The organism is Paenisporosarcina sp. P5_A11, assembly GCF_056400705.1.
In genome coordinates, this window is sequence record NZ_JBFUKT010000057.1 from 1 (window position 1) to 17,898 (window position 17,898).

17 protein-coding genes are annotated in these 17,898 nt (G+C 37.7%); 8 read left to right on the forward strand and 9 right to left on the reverse strand.

Features of this window, described 5'->3' with window-relative positions; genetic code table 11:
• Together AC1DOS_RS10095 and AC1DOS_RS10100 are read left to right on the forward strand one after the other, a co-directional pair.
• Positions 1–563: M23 family metallopeptidase (locus AC1DOS_RS10095; protein ID WP_477537388.1), on the forward strand; the 563-nt coding region annotated here is incomplete at its 5' end.
• A gap of 177 nt (positions 564–740) precedes the next feature.
• Complete coding sequence (locus AC1DOS_RS10100) at positions 741–1,946, forward strand: polysaccharide deacetylase family protein (protein WP_477537389.1); 1,206 nt, start codon at positions 741–743, stop codon at positions 1,944–1,946.
• 283 nt (positions 1,947–2,229) lie between these two features.
• On the opposite strand, the gene AC1DOS_RS10105 is transcribed toward AC1DOS_RS10100, so the two are convergent.
• From AC1DOS_RS10105 to AC1DOS_RS10130, 6 genes are all read right to left on the reverse strand, one after another.
• Entirely contained in the window at positions 2,230–2,655 is a 426-nt protein-coding gene (locus tag AC1DOS_RS10105) for a ferritin-like domain-containing protein (protein ID WP_477537390.1), read from the reverse strand.
• Between the two features lie 354 nt (positions 2,656–3,009).
• A complete protein-coding gene (locus AC1DOS_RS10110) occupies positions 3,010–3,615 on the reverse strand; it encodes a DUF2238 domain-containing protein (protein ID WP_477537400.1) in 606 nt (201 codons plus the stop codon).
• A gap of 881 nt (positions 3,616–4,496) precedes the next feature.
• A complete protein-coding gene (locus AC1DOS_RS10115) occupies positions 4,497–5,522 on the reverse strand; it encodes an ABC transporter ATP-binding protein (protein ID WP_477537391.1) in 1,026 nt (341 codons plus the stop codon).
• Positions 5,523–5,535: 13 nt separating this feature from the next.
• Positions 5,536–6,594 (reverse strand): oligopeptide ABC transporter permease, encoded by a 1,059-nt coding sequence (opp3C, locus tag AC1DOS_RS10120; RefSeq protein ID WP_108586584.1) that lies wholly within the window; start codon positions 6,592–6,594, stop codon positions 5,536–5,538.
• Positions 6,591–7,523 carry an oligopeptide ABC transporter permease gene (gene opp3b, locus AC1DOS_RS10125; protein WP_108586585.1) on the reverse strand — a complete coding sequence of 311 codons (933 nt, stop codon included), beginning with the start codon at positions 7,521–7,523 and terminating at the stop codon, positions 6,591–6,593. The genes opp3C and opp3b overlap by 4 nt, the downstream gene beginning before the upstream one ends.
• A 97-nt stretch (positions 7,524–7,620) precedes the next feature.
• Positions 7,621–9,258: a peptide ABC transporter substrate-binding protein gene (locus tag AC1DOS_RS10130; RefSeq protein WP_477537392.1), complete on the reverse strand. Its 1,638-nt coding sequence runs from the start codon at positions 9,256–9,258 to the stop codon at positions 7,621–7,623.
• A gap of 137 nt (positions 9,259–9,395) precedes the next feature.
• Here AC1DOS_RS10130 and AC1DOS_RS10135 point away from each other — a divergent pair, with 137 nt between their 5' ends.
• A complete protein-coding gene (locus tag AC1DOS_RS10135; RefSeq protein WP_108586587.1) occupies positions 9,396–9,770 on the forward strand; it encodes a DUF3899 domain-containing protein in 375 nt (124 codons plus the stop codon).
• Here AC1DOS_RS10135 and AC1DOS_RS10140 read toward each other — a convergent pair.
• The gene (locus AC1DOS_RS10140) at positions 9,755–10,684 is read right to left on the reverse strand and encodes a dipeptidase (protein ID WP_477537393.1); all 930 of its coding nucleotides are present in this window, start codon (positions 10,682–10,684) and stop codon (positions 9,755–9,757) included. The genes AC1DOS_RS10135 and AC1DOS_RS10140 overlap by 16 nt on opposite strands.
• Before the next feature lie 435 nt (positions 10,685–11,119).
• On the opposite strand from AC1DOS_RS10140, the gene AC1DOS_RS10145 reads away from it, so the two are divergent.
• The 5 genes from AC1DOS_RS10145 to AC1DOS_RS10165 all read left to right on the forward strand — a co-directional run bounded on the left by AC1DOS_RS10145 (position 11,120) and on the right by AC1DOS_RS10165 (position 15,750).
• Entirely contained in the window at positions 11,120–12,280 is a 1,161-nt protein-coding gene (locus AC1DOS_RS10145) for an ABC transporter substrate-binding protein (RefSeq protein ID WP_477537394.1), read from the forward strand.
• Positions 12,281–12,432: 152 nt separating this feature from the next.
• Positions 12,433–13,317 carry a branched-chain amino acid ABC transporter permease gene (locus AC1DOS_RS10150; RefSeq protein WP_477537395.1) on the forward strand — a complete coding sequence of 295 codons (885 nt, stop codon included), beginning with the start codon at positions 12,433–12,435 and terminating at the stop codon, positions 13,315–13,317.
• Positions 13,318–13,321: 4 nt separating this feature from the next.
• Positions 13,322–14,302, forward strand: a complete 981-nt coding sequence (locus tag AC1DOS_RS10155; protein WP_477537396.1) for a branched-chain amino acid ABC transporter permease — start codon at positions 13,322–13,324, stop codon at positions 14,300–14,302.
• A complete protein-coding gene (locus AC1DOS_RS10160) occupies positions 14,274–15,047 on the forward strand; it encodes an ABC transporter ATP-binding protein (protein WP_108586592.1) in 774 nt (257 codons plus the stop codon). The genes AC1DOS_RS10155 and AC1DOS_RS10160 overlap by 29 nt, the downstream gene beginning before the upstream one ends.
• Complete coding sequence (locus AC1DOS_RS10165) at positions 15,040–15,750, forward strand: ABC transporter ATP-binding protein (RefSeq protein ID WP_477537397.1); 711 nt, start codon at positions 15,040–15,042, stop codon at positions 15,748–15,750. Before AC1DOS_RS10160 ends, AC1DOS_RS10165 begins: the two co-directional genes overlap by 8 nt.
• 218 nt (positions 15,751–15,968) lie before the next feature.
• Here AC1DOS_RS10165 and AC1DOS_RS10170 read toward each other — a convergent pair whose 3' ends face one another.
• Together AC1DOS_RS10170 and dmpG are read right to left on the reverse strand one after the other, a co-directional pair.
• Positions 15,969–16,760 (reverse strand): 2-keto-4-pentenoate hydratase, encoded by a 792-nt coding sequence (locus AC1DOS_RS10170; protein WP_477537398.1) that lies wholly within the window; start codon positions 16,758–16,760, stop codon positions 15,969–15,971.
• 3 nt (positions 16,761–16,763) lie between these two features.
• Entirely contained in the window at positions 16,764–17,792 is a 1,029-nt protein-coding gene (gene dmpG / locus AC1DOS_RS10175) for a 4-hydroxy-2-oxovalerate aldolase (RefSeq protein ID WP_477537399.1), read from the reverse strand.
• Between the last annotated feature and the right edge of the window lie 106 nt (positions 17,793–17,898).

Below are 17,898 nucleotides of genomic sequence, written 5' to 3' on the forward strand. Positions count from 1 at the left end.
ATGATTTCAAGAAGGCACTTAAAGATTATTACGTTCTCGATGAAGCTGTTAGGCAGATCATGGTAATTTCACAGATTTACAAATATTTTGAAACGTTAGACCTGGATCAACATGCCTTTCCCCTTCCTGTCGGAAATGATTACAGCTACCGCAGTACATGGGGTTCCAGCCGCGGCTGGGGCGGACGCCGAATGCATGAAGGTACGGATTTGTATGCCTCCTATGGTGTCCCGGTTCGATCTACAACATATGGCGTGATTGAGGTAATGGCCTGGAATGACTTCGGCGGCTGGCGTGTTGGAATCCGTGATATCCATAATACGTACCATTACTTCGCCCATTTGTCGCATTTTAATGCAGACGTCAAAGAAGGCGATATTGTGGAACCTGGAAGGATCATCGGCTATGTGGGAAGTTCCGGGTATGGGAAAAAAGGGACTTCAGGTAAGTTTCCACCGCATCTTCACTATGGTATGTATAAATTCAATGGCCAGATTGAACGGGCATATGATCCGTTCCCTTCTTTAAAACACTGGGAAAACGCGGACAGGAAAGCCATGTAAACAATTGTATCCACAGTTTCATGACTGTGGGTACTAGCGCTTGTCTCGCAGTCGCTGTTTCTGTGCCAGCGGAAGAGACGTTCAGATGCTTAATATGAGATGAGAATTTATTCTCTTCTCCTCCAATTTGTATGAAAGAGTGTTAATTTTTTGAAAAATACTTGAGGGGGGCTATTATTGAAGAAATTACTATGCTTCCTACTGATTACGGGATTAGCCATAACTGTTCCTACTAAAGAAACGAGTGCTGCTACTCGAGCCTATGCAGTCCCTTTGAGGGACTTGGTAAATGTATATGAGAACCGTACAGGTGCACTAGTACCAATGGCGGTTATGCGTATCAACCAACCATTAGTAATCCACGCAGACTCTGGGAGGGACTGGTGGCAGGTTAAGCTAGGAAATGGCTATGGATATGTGTACAAAGGTAATGTTTTCCGTTCTACTTCTTGGGCTATCCAAAACGTGAATTCGTCCTATGTAAATTCTAATACTACTGTAATCACTAAAGTAGATGCAGATGTGTTTGATAAGACATCAGGTTCACTGGTTCCTATGGCGAAACTGAAAGCTCAATACCGATACCCTGTTATATCGCAATTTGGTGATTTTTGGAAAGTGGACGTAGGTGGTCGTATTGGTTATGTCGCTAAGGAAGAAGTGGAAACAGATAATGGCATTCCTGTATTGATGTATCACCATATCTTAACTCCAGAAGATAAGGCAGATTCACCGTTTGCAACAGCTAATACCACAGTTACTACTACTGAATTTAATGCTCAGATAGACTATCTAGCTCGTCAAGGGTACACCACTATTTCCATGTATGATCTTGAGAGATACTTGAACAAGAGTGTAAACCTACCGGCTAAGTCTGTAGTAATAACTTTTGATGATGGAATTATAAGCACAAGTAAGTATGCCTATCCTAAACTTAAACAGCATGGTTTTATAGCCGAACAGTTTATCATCACTAGTCGCATTCGAGAAACGCCTGCTATTTTTGACCATAAGAGACTACATTTCTTAAGTCAGCAAGATATGGATACTATGAGTGACGTGTACAGCTATGAAAGTCATACTCACAATTTACACAACTTAGATGGAAGTAATAGGAGTCATGTATTGACTAAAACTGACGCTGAAGTGTACGCGAATATTAAGACTAGTCAAGGTATATTAGGTGGAAGTAAGTATTTTGCTTACCCATTTGGTCAGTATGATATGGGTACAATCCATACTCTTAAGAGTCTAGGATTCACCATAGCAGTTACTACCAAAAATGGTAAAGTAACTCTGGGGGAAAACAGACTAGAAATGGACAGAGTTGGAGTCCCACCTGGTTTAGGGGTAACTGAATTCGCAGATAAAGTAGACAATTAATAGTTGGAAGGGGAGAAGTTTCCTCTTCCTCTTTTTTACTGAAACGCGGGCATTTTGGCGGGGACAATGTACAATTTAGACTTTGAAAAAACAACTTTTATGTAGTAAAGGATGGAGTAAGCAATACTCTACCCCTTGATAAAATAATTGTGAATAATACAATACTTCCTAAATCGGTATTTTGTGTGTCAATCTTGGCTGAATAAATGATGAAAYTCAGTTGAATAATTGGATGAAATTGTTGAGCATCATAATAGCCGGCATATTGCCGGCTATTACTTACTTAATATGAATTCATAAAAGATAAATACCAAACAGCGTGATTCTGTTCATCAGCAGACGCTTGCGTAAATGCATCTCTTATGACGATATTATTGTATTTCCTCGCTATCGTATGATAAAAATCGACAGTTTCCTGCTCATCTATAAATGCTGCCCGCACACCACTTTTAAAGTCTTGCGGACATTGTTGAGTGATTTTAGGGGTTGGTTGATTTCCAGTTAATGAATAATAAATCTGAGTAAACATTGTATAGTGCCTTATTTCATCATTTCTAATTTCCAGGATCCTGTTTTTCAACTCATCATTCGGAGCTTGCTTGGCTAATAACTCATAGCAATAAATAGCATGAAATTCACCATTAATCGCTTTCGAAAGATCATTAATGATTTCCGTGTTTGTCACAGGCACCGTTGAATTTTGATTCATTTTGTTTTCACCTCCATTTTCAATGTATGAATGTAGATACTTGGGAGAATCTTGTCCGAATTATTAGGACTTACTGAAATTAACCGGTAAACTGTGCCGATTTTTTGGAGTATATCAAACAATCCTTATGCAAATCCTTGAAATCGTATACTTGCCAATTAATTTATTTGTTAATTTTATTCCCATGTATTTCACTCTTTAAAGTGAACGAATGTTTCCTAGGGAAAAACCAGAACGGTTAAGTGCGTGACTATACTGAAAAAACCCCGAACCACATCGGTAAAGTGGTTGGGAGTTTTTTAGTTCACTCATATTGAATTCTTCTAATTCGTCTAAAAGTGAAACGGTTTATCTTCACGATTTTTTCGGTATGACCTTACTGAGGCGATTGTGTTTTATCAACAACCGGTTATGTAGTTTCGAAAAAACTAGGTACGACAAGATAGAGCCAACTAAGGCACAAGACATATCCCATTGAGCATCCCATATATCGCCTTGCATCCCTAAAAAACTTTTAGTCGTGTGTCCTGCATTCGGTAATTTAGTACTCAGCCATTCAATGATTTCGTACAAAGCTGCAATTGCAAGAACAATACTGGTTGAGATGGCAAACAACCAAGTGCCTTTGGTTATTGGCGTATTTCTTATCAAAATCTCTCTCACGACAATCACACCTAAACCTTTCAAGAAATGACCAAATCTATCATAGTCATTGCGATTTAAATGAAATTCATCTTTTATCCAATTAAATAACGGGACCTCTTCATATGTGTAGTGACCACCGATAAACGTAAGAATTGATAATAAGGCAATTATGAAATAAGAGAGGGTTGTGAATCGAAACTTCTTATAGGTAACTAGGATAATAATCAATATGACAACGGCCGGGCTAACCTCTGCTACCCATGTCAAAAATTCTGCGGGCTTATAAAGTGACCATATAAAAAAGATAATTACCATAATAAATATAGAAAGATTAACCTTTGTACCATTATCTACTTCCACGTGTGTCACCCTTTCTGCACAACAGTATGCGTCAAAACAGGTTTTCATATACCTATTTGGTGTAGAGCTTCAATTATTCACATATAAAGGAAGTGGCTATTTGCGAACAAAATACAAGTACATAATGATCTTACATTAGGAGCCGCAAGAGCGTGAAGAATGAGACCCACAAKTATGTGGTTTTCATACTTGTTGGCTCATGCGGAATGTGCGGCAAGCGCAAATGGACGATAAACAACAGAATTGTTTAACTTTGCATTTTATATAAAAAGGGAATCGGCTCCATTTGCCTTGGACGAAGCTAGCGTAGCGATGCAGGAGAAGAGGTTTCTCCGCAGATTCCATTACTTTAATTGAGCCAATAGAAAATCTATGTTAGTGAATGCTGTTGATATTGAAAAACAAATAAAAAAGTACATTTGCGGCTAGCATGCTAAGGAACGAAGGTTAAAAACGCCACGTCCTGCTCCTGCGGTTACTCGTCGCAAAATGCAATGCGAGAAATTGCTCCTGCGGTTACTCGTCGTAAAATGCAATGCGATAAACTTTGTGGCAACACCTTCATGACCCACTTCCTGTTGGCTCATGCGGAACGTGCGGCTAGCGCAAATGTACGATAAACAACAGAATAGTTTTAACTTAGCATTTTATAAAAAAAGAATGAATCGGCTCAAAACACAATTTAATTGAGCCTATTGAAAAGCTATGTTAAAGATTGCTGTTGATATTGAAGAACAAACGAAAAAGCACATTTGCGGCAAGCGCAAATGTACGATAAACGACAGTATAGTTTAACTTAGCCCTGTTTTAAAGAATCAAGTTTGGCTCACTGAATATCACAATAACTTAGGCGCATCTACTGTTTCAAGTATATATTGCTTTGGTGTACGGTTATCTTGTAGCCAACATGCCACTGTATGTTGATTTTCTATCACTGTATCTTGCGGCGTGAAATGATGACACACTTTCATCGTGTGTGGGCATCTTGCCGCAAATGCACATCCTTCTCCAAGTGTTGATAATTCAGGAGGTGAACCTGGAATAGGCAATAAAGGAATGGAACGATCTTCATTTAACTTAGGCATCGACTGTAACAGTCCTAATGTGTATGGATGTTGTGGATTATAGAAGATTTCATCAAGTGTTCCTTGCTCCACAATTTTCCCAGCATACATAACTGCAACTCGGTCTGCCATATTCGCCACAACACCTAAATCGTGAGTGATTAAAATAATGGATGTATCCATTTTCTTTTGTAAGTTCTTCATTAAATCTAAAATTTGTGCTTGAATGGTCACATCGAGAGCAGTTGTCGGTTCATCTGCAATCAATACCTTTGGATTACAAGCAAGTGCCATCGCAATGACAACACGTTGTCGCATTCCACCTGAAAACTGGTGTGGGTAATTCTCTAACCTAGCTTCAGCACTTGGGATACCAACCAGCTTCAACATTTCCAACGAACGCGCCCGTGCTTGCTCTTTTGTTAAATTTTGATGTTTTTGCAAACCTTCCATGATTTGCTTTCCAATTTTCATCGTTGGGTTCAACGATGTCATTGGATCTTGGAAAACCATTGAAATTTCAGAGCCCCGTATTTCGGTCATTTCTTTAAGTGAAATGTTTAATAAACTTCTATCTTCATACAGAATGTCGCCTTTTGTGATTTCAGTATTATTTTTTGGCAATAACCGCATAATCGATTTTGCAGTAACGGATTTTCCCGACCCTGATTCACCTACGATCGCTAGTGTTTCACCTTTGTTCAACTTAAAGTTAACACCACGCACTGCTGTAATTTTTCCGGTTTGGGTCTTGAATGACACATGTAAGTTATCAACCGTCAGTATATTTCTCTTCATCTTGGACCCTCCCCTATTTTCTCATTTTTGGATCAAGAGCATCTCGTAGACCATCACCAAGTAAGTTAAAGCAAATCATAATGGTACTAATAATTATCGCAGGATAAATCAACTTGTAGGAAAAATAACGCATTGACTTATACCCATCTTCAATTAGCACTCCAAGTGAAGCTAGAGGTGCCTGTAAACCAAGTCCAATAAAGCTTAAAAAGGCTTCAAAGAATATGGCGGTTGGAATTGTAAACATTACTGTTACAATGATTGGCCCCATTACATTGGGTAAAATATGCTTCCATATAAGACGTGGGTTAGATGCCCCGAGTGTTCTTGAAGCTAGCACAAACTCTTGACCTTTCAATTGCAGCACTTGTCCTCGAACAACTCGAGCCATTCCAACCCACCCCGTAATAATCATCGCTAAAATTATCGATTTGATACCAGGTTCTAATATAAGAATAAAGAGGATAATGACAATTAAGTTCGGGATCCCCACTAGGACTTCAATTATTCGTTGCATAATATTATCGACTCGGCCCCCATAAAATGAGGAAATTCCCCCGTAAATGACACCAATAATTAAATCAAGCGCTGCAGCTACTACCGCGATGAAAAGAGAAATTTGTGTACCTTTCCATACACGTGTCCATAAATCACGACCAAATTCATCTGTTCCAAACCAATAGTTAGTTTTCACATTCTTCTCTGCATATTGGTCGATTCCTTTAGCATCTTTACCGTCAAAACCTAACCATTCTAACCCCTGCACTTTAGGTGGCATATTGGAGTGTTCAATATTTTGACCGCGATATGTAAACTCATTCATGCTTGGACCTATAATGGCCAAAATAATTAATAATACTAATAAAACTAATGAAATCATTGATCCTCTATTTTTAGCAAGCCGTTGAAATGCTTCTTTCCAGAAAGATACGGAAGGAGTTCCAATTTCCTCACTCTTTCTCGGATCAAGTGGTGCCTTTACAAACATATCTGCTGTAATTTCCTCTGGTATATAGGCATTCTGATTTTGGATATCTTTGCGTCCAATTTCTTTTTCTTGTGAGTTTTTCATGCTGATTCCCCCTCTTTATACGTAATTCGGGGATCCAAAAATCCGTAAATAATATCGACTAAAAAGACTACAAATATAAATAATGCACTGTAGAAAATCGTTATTCCCATAATAACGCTATAATCGAGAACTAGTATCGAAAGTGTAAACTGTTCACCAAGCCCGGGAACAGAGAAGATTTTTTCAATAACTAAAGTCCCAGTCATAATGGATACTGCAAGTGGTCCTAACATGGTCACAACAGGAATTAGTGCATTTCGAATTACGTGTTTGATGATAACTTGATTTTCGGTCATTCCTTTAGCTCTCGCTGTAATTACATAATCTTGTCCTAGTACCTCTAGCATTTCACTGCGAATAAACCTGGCCACAGTTGCTGTCACTGTTACAGATAATGCAAACGACGGTAAAATCGTGCTAGAGTATCCTTCCCATAGAGCTACGGGCAACCATTCTAGCTTTACACCTACATAATATTGAAGCAATGCTGCAAAAACGAAAGAAGGAATGGACATACCGATAACGGCGATCGCAACAGAACCATAGTCAAAAATTGAATTGTGTTTTAAGGCTGATATAATCCCAAGAACTAATCCAATGATTGCTCCAAAAACAAGAGCTTGTAACCCAATAAAAGCAGAAGGACCAATCCGATCACTAATCATGCTCGAAACAGTTCTTCCTTCATGTTGGAAGGAATATCCTAAATCACCTTGTACTAGATTCCCAAGGTAACGTATGTATTGAATCCCAACTGGTTGATCGAGTCCATATTTTGCATTGAGAATCGTCATTTGTTGGTCTGTTAATTTTTCTGGATTTGTAAATGGGGTTCCGGGTAAAAGTTGCATAAGGAAAAAAGTGATGGTAACGATGACAAAAAGAGTGACTAACATATATCCGATTCGCTTTACTAGGTATCGCTTCATACGAACACCCCTTATCTTTAAGATGCGTAAAATTCAAAACGAGGGTGTGCCGGAACTCGGCTACACCCTCGTACTTTTAGCTGTATAACCCACTACTTTATTCTTTGATAGAAGCCCATTTATACGTAAACTCAGCACCAGTTGGGTGGACTAGAACTCCATTAATTTTTTCTCTTATTAGGATAGATTCACCTTCTTGATAAAGTGGTGCAATTGCTGCATCCTCTTCTAATAAGATTTTTTCAAGATCTAACAACATTTGATAACGTTTTGTAAGATCCGATTCTGTTCTAGCTTTAGCTACTAATTCATCTACTTTCGGATTGTAATAATCCATACGGTTAGCAGATCCGCCTTTTAACCACATATCTAGATAAGTCATCGGGTCACTATAATCTGGGCCCCATGATGATAGTGATAAATCATACTCAATAGCTTTTTCAATTTCTAGACGTTGTGCAAATGGAACAGCCTTAATTTCCAATTTGAATCCTGGAAGATTGTCTTCAAGTTGTGCTTGAATGTATTCAGCCACTTTCTTTTGATCATCTGAATCGGCAATGTTAATAGAAACCGTTACATCTTTTTGACCCGTTTCTTTTAACCCTTTTGCCCAAGCTTCTTGTGCTTCTTTAACTGTACCTGTATTGAAGTCTCCGTTAAGTTCACGGTAATCTTTATTATCCGGAGAGTTATAGAAACCTGCAGGAACAACTCCATTTAATGGTGAAGAACCGTCTTTTAAAATAACATCCGTAAGGCCTTTTTTATCGATTGCCATATTAATTGCTCTGCGAACATCTTTGTTCCCTAATACTGGATGATTATGATTGAAACGTAGGAACACCAGACCTGATTCTTTCAAAGTTTGGAAGTTCTCATCATCTTTGTATTGATCGACTAAAGCAGAACTTAATTCAACGCGATCGACTTTCTCTGTCTCATATAAGTTCGTTCCAGTTGATGGATCTTTTACAACATAGACGTTGATGTTGTCCAACTTAACTGCTTTTGCATCCCAGTAATCTTCGTTCTTTTCATATTTCCATCCTTGCTCATGTGTCCATTCAACAAGTTTGAATGGTCCGTTGAATAAAATGCCGTCAGCTTCAAGTGCATATTGATCGCCTTTTTCTTCAACGAATTTTTGATTTTGTGGCAAGAAAGTAGGGAAAGTTAACAATGTTTGGAACAATGGATTTGCAGCTTCTAATGTTACTTCAAGTGTTTTATCATCAATTGCTTTTATTCCAAGTTCATCTGCATCTTTTTCTGCATTTAAAATGGCTTCAGCATTTTTAATACCTGCAGTTACGAACATGAACGCGTATGGACTGTTGTCTTTCATTACACGTTTCCATGCAAATTCAAAATCTTTTGCTGTTACTGGCTCACCGTTACTCCATTTAGAATCACGAAGTGTAAATGTATGTACGACTTTATCTTCGCTTTCTTTATGTTCAGTAGCTAAAGCTTTTATAGGTAAATTACTCTCATCTTGGCGATACAAACCTTCATTTACGTTATTTAATACTGTAAATGCAATACCATCATGTGCTTTAGTAGAATCCAGTGTAGGTACATCAGCTGGCTCAGTGACATTTAATGTTTGATTTACTTTATTATCCTTATCATCATCTACTTTTTCTGTGGAATTACTAAAGTTACATCCTGATAATAGTAATGCTGTTGCCATACCCAGCGTTAAAGCTGAATTTCTAATCTTTTTCCTCATTTTCATGCCCCCATTTTTCTCTCATTTTTTAACAATCATAATTGTTATTTTCATATAAAGCAATTCAATTTTCAAATTTTCTGAAAATTTTTCCCCTATGGTAATGTTTAAGAAGATGAAGAAAGGAAAGTATACTCATGAAATTTAAAAATATTCTAACAATCACTTCTTTGGGGGTTTCGTTGTCCCTACCTTTTTTGCAACATCAATCTTGGAGTCTATTTAAATGGCTGGATTCGCTTTTTTTAGTGGGTCTTTTACTTTTAGTCATATACGCTATTATGATTTTGATAGAAGCTGAATTCTTCATCGCCTTTATCAAGAGTTTTAAACATTTTTATGGTCGTATCAATAAAAAGGAACAACTAATACGAGAAAGTGAAATACGGTCTAATGTCACTGTTAGTTACCGAAAAATTTTTCCATCTAGGAAAAGCTTCTTCCAGATTGGTCTCCTTTTGTGCACAGTAAGCTTACTAGCTTCAACTGCCATTTATTACTTTGGAAGATGACGCATAAAGTTTTCATATGCGAAACCTTTTACGATTTCTTCCGAGTAGTTATGCTTTAAAAGTTCATTTAGTAGATTCTGCTGCATCGACGCATCTTCTAAATTCATTATTTTCTTTGTGATTCCATCAAAATCTGAACCGAGGCCAATATTTTTTTCACCGCCTAGCGAGCAGAAATGTTCAATATGTTCAATTAAATCATCTATTGTAACTTCCTCCTTGTCCTTCACAAACTGAGGACAGTACACCATGTGCACCATAGCATCCTTTTCAAACATCGCTTTCGCTTGCTCGTCTGATAAGTTTCTGACGTGGTCCATGATAGCCTTCGAATTTGAATGACTAGCAATTGGATATTTCGCTACGTTTATCACATCCCAAAATGCTTTCTCACTTAAATGAGAAACGTCTGTTAATATCTTGTGTTCATTGTTATACACAACGATTTCTTCACCAAAAGAGGTTAATCCTGCTCCACGTTTTTCCTGTGCTCCATCTGCCGCTAAATTAGCATTATTCCATGTAAGCCCAACAGATCGTACGCCTAATTGATATAAGATGGAGAGCTTTTGTAAATCATTGCCGATTGCATCCACTCCTTCGAGTGTTAGTAAAGCGCCAATCTCATCATCTTGTAAGTTTTCAAAATCTGACCAATCTTTTATTAATTTCATCTCTGGATTATTTCCGAGGACATCTGTGTAGAAATAATGTATTTGTTCAAGGGCTACTTGAAATTTTTGTTCTGCTTTCACTTCTGGGAAAACAAAAAGTGCAAAAGCTTGAACTTTAACCTTTCCTTTTTTCAATCGTTCCTTATTCGTTTCTAGTTCTTTTGCATCTTTAAATTTGATCTCCCCTTGAGTTTGATAGAGTCTCAATAACGCATCACAGTGCAAATCAATAATATTCAAATTTATCCATCCCTTTCTTTACTTATGTATTTTTACAGTTCTTTGAATAACCTTTCTATCACCAATTAATTTTTCCTTCTATATAAAGTGTCTTGACACTTTAATTCGATTACTTGAAAAAATGTGGCTGGCTTTAACCTTTGCAATTACTCGTTATTTTTATTTACATACATATATTTCGATGCTTTTTGGTTTTCCCCTTTTTATTAATTGATTTATTCAAACTCCTACTATAATTTTTTCTATTATACTTCTAAAAATCAACACTTAAAGCTCCCTATATTATATATATCTCCTTAGTTTCTTGTATTTCCCAATTACTTTTTTAAAATAATTAAAATTCGAATTATTCTGCAAAATTACTTTACTTTGTTGAAGTAATATCTTTTAATAGAGTTTAGTTACAAAATTCTAATAATATTTGGGGGTCAAAGAATGAGAAAGATTGCTAAAAAATCGTATCTATTAATCTCAGTTTTTATGCTAATTTTGTTAGCAGCATGTAGTGGCAATGGTACTRTCCCTGCAAGTGGAGACAGTTCAAAAAATGCTGGTGGACCAGTATCAGCAAAAATCGGGGTTATTTCGTACTTATCTGGACCTGGTGCAGCATATGGTGAAGCAATCACAAATGGTTTCRACTTAGCTCTAGATGAAATAAATAAAAAAGGCGATGTGAAAATTGAACTTGTAATTGAAGACTCAGCTGGCAAGCAAGAACAAGCTCTAACAGTTGCTCAAAAATTAATGAGTGATGATGATATTGTCGGTTTATTAGGACCTACTTTAAGTACTGAAATGAATGTTGTTGGACCTGAGGCTGACTTAAACGGTATTCCGATTATGGGTACTTCTACTACAGCAGCCGGAATTCCTCAAATTGGAGATTATGTATTCAGAAATTCTTTACCTGAATCTTTAGCGATTCCAGCAGCTTTGGAAAAAGCGGTAGCTGCAAATGATGCGAAGACGGTTGCAATCCTTTACGGAAATGACGATTTATTCACAAAATCAGGCTATGACACGATGAAAAAAGAAGCAGAAAACATGGGGCTTGATATTTTAACGATTGAAACTTTCCAAAAAGGCCAATCGGATTATAATGCACAACTAACAAAAATTAAGGATCTTAAACCAGACTTGATTTTAGCTTCAGCTCTATATAATGAAGGCGCGGTAATCATGGATCAAGCACGAAAAATGGGAATTGATGTACCATTTGTAGGCGGAAATGGCTTTAACTCTCCTCAAGTTATTGAAATTGCTGGAGACGCTTCAGAAGGACTAATTGTTGCAACACCTTGGTTTGGAGAAAAAGACGAACCTAAAGTACAAGAATTTGTTAAAAAATATGAAGAGAAATACGGCGCTAAACCAGATCAATTTGCAGCACAAGCTTATGATGCACTTTATATCATGGAGGAAGGCTTAAAAAATGCTGGTGAAGCTGATCGTGATGCTCTGCGAGATGCTCTTGCAGAAATAAAAGATTTAGACGGAGTACTTGGTAAATTCTCCTTTGACAAAGTCGGAGATGTAGTTATGGAACCAACTGTACTTATCATTAAAGAAGGCAAGTTCCAATTATTCGAGTAATAAATAGTGGGGTTAGGCGTCTTACATTTAGTGAATTGAAGCCAAATTATAGTAAATGGCAAAAGCACATTGCTTTTGCCATTTACTCAATAAACGTAAGGTTCCTACTCCCCATTAAATATTAAAAATTAATAGGTAAAGGGTGAAATATCTTGTTATTAGAGCAACTAATTAATGGATTAACACTAGGAAGCATTTATGCAATCGTTGCCCTTGGGTTCACTCTTGTATTTGGTGTACTTGGTATTATTAATATGGCACACGGTGAGATTTTCATGATCGGTGCGTTCATCGGAGTATTGGTTACCAGTGTTTTAGGATTACCATTGTGGATTGCGTTTATCGCAGCAATCGCAGTAACAGCGATGTTAGGTTACATGCTCGAACGAATTGCGTTACGGCCTCTTCGAGGTAAGCAAGGTGTTTCGCATCTTGCACCATTAATAAGCACAATTGGAGTATCTATTTTACTAGAAAATCTTTCCCACCATATATTTGGTGCAGGGAATCATCCTTTTCGAAATTCCTTTGCAGAAATCCAAATTCAGATTGGCTCTATAACTATTTACATTGTGCAGATTTTGATATTTGTCATATCGATTGCGTTAATGTTGATCCTTTCATACTGGCTTTCAAAAACAAAAGCAGGAAAGGCCCTCCGTGCTACTGCGGAAAATTTAGAAACTGCCAGTCTCCTTGGTGTGAATACCAAAAGAACCATAACGACCACTGTTATTATTGCTTCTGCACTTGGTGGTATTGCTGGGATTTTAGTTGGGATGGCGTTTAACTCTGTTAACCCGCAAATGGGTCTATCCATGGGACTTAAGGGATTAGCCATTATCATTTTAGGTGGTATGGGGAATGTCAAAGGTGCAATGGCAGGAGGATTACTTCTGGGTGTAGCTGAAACCATGATTGTTGCTTATGGGGATTCAGGATATCGTGACGCTGTAGCCTTTATTACAATCATTTTCGTTCTTCTATTAAGACCACAGGGGCTCTTCGGTAAAAATACCTCTGAGGCAGGAAGGTGATGTTATGTTAGGAGAATTACTAAATCCATATCATTTACAAATTGCTTCCTTTATCATGATTAACATCATTTTAGGAATAAGCATCTACATAACTCTTTCTTCAGGTCAATTATCTTTAGGAAATGCAGGTTTTATGGGGATTGGAGCATACACTTCTGCCTTGTTAACGATTCACTTTGAATTACCCATTTTCATTGGTGTTATTCTTGGTGCATTAGTTGCTGGCATATTTGGAATTCTAATTGGTATTCCAGCCCTCAGATTATCTGGCGTATATTTAGCAATTGCGACTCTAGGCTTCGGTGAAGTCATCCGGGTAATCTTTGTTAACTGGGAATCAGTTACGCAAGGTGCCGTCGGTTTATCAGGTGTTCCACATCTAGGTAGAGAACTCTTTAAAACTGTAACTTCTATGGGATTTGAGCCAGAAATGCTTGGCTTAAGAAATAATCAAGTTGTCTATTTAATGGTCCTTATCCTCCTAGTCGTGATAAATATTTTACTCATCTGGTTCTTCATTAGACAAAATAAATCCCGTGTTGGCCGAGCGTTCGCAGCGATTAAAATGGATGAAAAAGCTGCAGAGTCTATGGGGATAAACATTACCTACTATAAAGTGTTGTCATTTACTCAAGGAGCTCTTTTAGCTGGCTTTGCGGGTGCATTATATGCACATGTTATGGCATATATCAGTCCAGCCGATTTTGCATATCATCGTGCTATAGAAATATTGATTTTCTCAGTGTTCGGTGGTAGTGAAGTAATTTGGGGAGCCATTTTTGGAGCTACATTTATGACGATATTACCAGAGGCATTGCGCGTGATTAGTGAATACCGTTATATGATTTACGGTGTAATTCTTATCTTAATGATGGCATTCCGTCCTCAAGGTATTATCGATGTGTCACTTCTGAAATGGATTAAAAACATGATTAAGTCTAGAAGGAGGACCGACCATGGTACTGGAACTAAAAAACATAACTAAAAACTTTGGCGGAATCTCCGCTCTAACCGATGTATCTTTCAAAATTAATAAGGGTGAAATATTTGGTCTTATTGGACCTAATGGAGCCGGGAAAACTACCATGTTTAATGTTATTACGAACATGTTTCTTCCGACTTCTGGGGAAATCAGTTTTCATGGAGAAAAGATATCGGGTATTAAACCACACAAAATTACTGATAAAGGGATTTGTCGTACCTTCCAAAATATCCGCCTCTTTTCACAAATGTCAGTTTTAGAAAATGTATTAGTAGGTGGACATTGCCGAAGTAACTCTGGAGTTTTGAGAAGTGTTTTTCGCACAAAATCCCAACGCAAGGAAGAAGCAAACACACATAAAGTAGCAACAGAGCTATTGGAATTAGTTGGCTTGTCTAACTATGAAGATGTAATTGCAGAAAATTTAGCTTACGGTCAACAAAGAAGACTTGAAATCGCAAGAGCTTTAGCCAGTAACCCAAGCCTGCTATTGCTAGATGAGCCTGCAGCTGGAATGAATGAAACCGAAACTGAAAACTTGTTCGAATTAATAAAAAAAGTGCAGCAACGAGGAGTAACCGTGTTATTAATTGAGCATGATATGCCCTTTGTAATGAAACTTTGTGACAGAATTGCCGTGTTGAATTTCGGTAAAAAACTTGCAGAAGGAACGCCTGAAGAAATTCAGAACAACCAAGAAGTTATTGAAGCATACCTCGGTTCAGAGGAGGACGATCAAATTGCTTAAAGTAAAGGGAATTGAAACTTTTTACGGAAAAATCCAAGCACTCAAAGGTGTTAGTCTTGAAGTAGAACAAGGTCAGGTTGTAACCCTTCTTGGTGCAAATGGCGCTGGAAAATCGACTACAATGAAAACCATTTCTGGTTTGCTAAAACCCAAACATGGAACCGTTGAATTTTTAGGGGAAAATATCACAGGACTTAGACCCGATCAACTTCTTAGAAAAGGGATTGCACTGGTCCCTGAAGGCCGAGCAATATTATCAACCATGACCGTTATGGAAAACCTAGAAATGGGTGCCTATCATCGAAGTGATAAAAACATTAAAAAAGACATTGAAGAAGTAATGGAACAGTTTCCTATTTTAAAAGAACGTAGTGAACAGCTTGGTGGAACCCTTTCAGGAGGGCAACAACAAATGTTAGCCATCGCTCGAGCATTACTTTCAAAACCTAAACTATTATTATTGGATGAGCCTTCTATGGGCTTGGCTCCTTTAATCGTCGMTGATATCTTTAAGATGATAAGAGAAATTAAAGCGGCTGGAACGACAGTCCTTTTGGTAGAGCAAAACGCAAAACAAGCACTAAAAGTGGCCGACTACGGTTACGTAATGGAAACAGGAAAAGTAATTATTAATGGCGAGGCAAAGGATCTTTTAGAAGATGCAAGAATTGTTGAAGCTTATCTTGGTAAAAAATCTAGTTAAGAAAAGAAAAGCGAATGGACGGAAACGTTACACGAGTGGACGAAAAACCAAGTTGAATGGTCGAAAACCTATAGTGAGTGGACGAAAACCAATCTTCAAGTTGGAAAGTGCAGCTCTAACTTATACTTTCTTATCTTTTTTAAAAGAGAAAAACTCCGGGGGCAATCGGAGTTTTTCTCTTTTGTTTTATAGTTTGTTCATATACATTTTTTCTTATCTTATTTAGAATACATCGATACACTGCCTAACCCATCAAATTCAGCAATTACTGAATCCCCTCTGTTAAATGCAATAGCTTCTGACATAGCTCCACTTAAAATAATATCGCCTTTTTTTAGTCCTTTACCAAGGGCACCCAGCTCGTTTACTGCCCATGCTATAGCTGTTGCAGGATTCCCTAGAACAGCTGCACTTGATCCAGTTTGTTCAACTTTACCATTTTTGGACATTACCATACCGATATTGCTCAAATCTATTGAATTCGGCGAAACCCAATTACTACCTACTAAGAATTTAGCAGATGAACAATTATCAGCCACTACATCAACCAATGTGAATCGGAAATCCTTATAGCGACTATCTATAATTTCGAGGGCAGGTGCCACATATTTCGTTGCATTAATGACATCTTCAGCTGAGATATTTATTCCTTGTAAGTCTTCAGCCATTAAAAAAGCAATTTCTGGTTCGATTTTCGGATGAATGAGCTCAGAAAATGCAACAGCTTCCCATTCGAATGAAAGCATGTCACTATGCAAATACCCATATATTGCTTCATTGACTCCCATCATTTCTTGCTTCGCTTTACTTGTTAAGCCCAGCTTTACTCCAATTAACTTAGAACCACTCTCTGCTCTTTTACGTGCAAGTAATCCATCTTGTAGTTCATAAGCTTCCTTAATAGTCAGTGTTGGATATTCGTCTGTCACTTTAATAACTTCTTTTACATCGCGTTCTGCGTTATATAAATAATCAATAATACTTTTCTCTTTATCCTTTAGTAGAGTCATTTTTTATACCCTCACTTTATCTCTTTTTGCTATTTCAGCTGCAACGTCCAGAATCATATCTTCCTGTCCACCGACTGCCTTCATTTTCCCTAATTCAATTAATATATCGCGTGGATCGACCCCGAATCTCGCTCCAGCTCGTTCTGCGTGTAGTAAAAAACTAGAATACACACCCGCATAGCCAAGAACTAAACTACCTTTCCGAATTTCTTGAGAGCCTGGAATTAGAGGCCCAACAATATCTTCAGCTAAATCCATCATTTTATATAAATCGATACCCAAATTTATATTCATACGATCCAGTGCCGCTATCAAGACCTCGGTTTGTGTATTACCTGCACCTGCGCCTAAACAACGAACACTGCCATCAATTCGTGTAGCTCCCTCTTCAATTGCAACAAGAGTATTGGCAACTGCAACAGATAAATTGTTGTGCGCATGGAATCCTACTTCAATATCCAATGAATTTCGAAGTGCTTTTATTCTTTCACGCACTTCGTGTGGTAGTAAAGCACCTGCTGAGTCCGTTACATAAACAGCCTCTGCTCCATAACTTTCCATCAATTTAGCCTGCTCCACTAATTTCTCAACTGGAACAGAGTGAGCCATCATTAGAAATCCTAATGATTCCATACCAAGTTCCCGTGCTTTATTAATATGTTGAGCTGATACATTAGCTTCAGTCGCGTGAGTTGCAATTCTGACTAAACGAGCACCTAAATCACTTGCTTGTTTCAACTCATTTATAGTGCCAATTCCCGGAATGAGTAAAACAGCTACTTTCGCGTTTTCACATTCATCTACAGCCGCTTCTATTAAAGACATTTCATCAACTAATGATTTACCATACTGTATTGTAGAACCACCTAAACCATCGCCATGACTTACTTCAATATAGTGCATACCCGCGTCATCTAATGCACGTGTTACATTTCGTACTTGATCAACAGTAAATTGATGAGCAACGACGTGACTGCCATCACGTAAACAAACTTCTGTTACTAGAATTGGTTTTCCAGAATTAATAGCCATGAGGTAATCTCCTTTCTAATCGATTTATATGGTTGTTTCTATCATGTTTTTTGTTAACATCCTCCGAGCAAAATCTTCCCCGACTCGCATAGCTGCAGCTGTCATA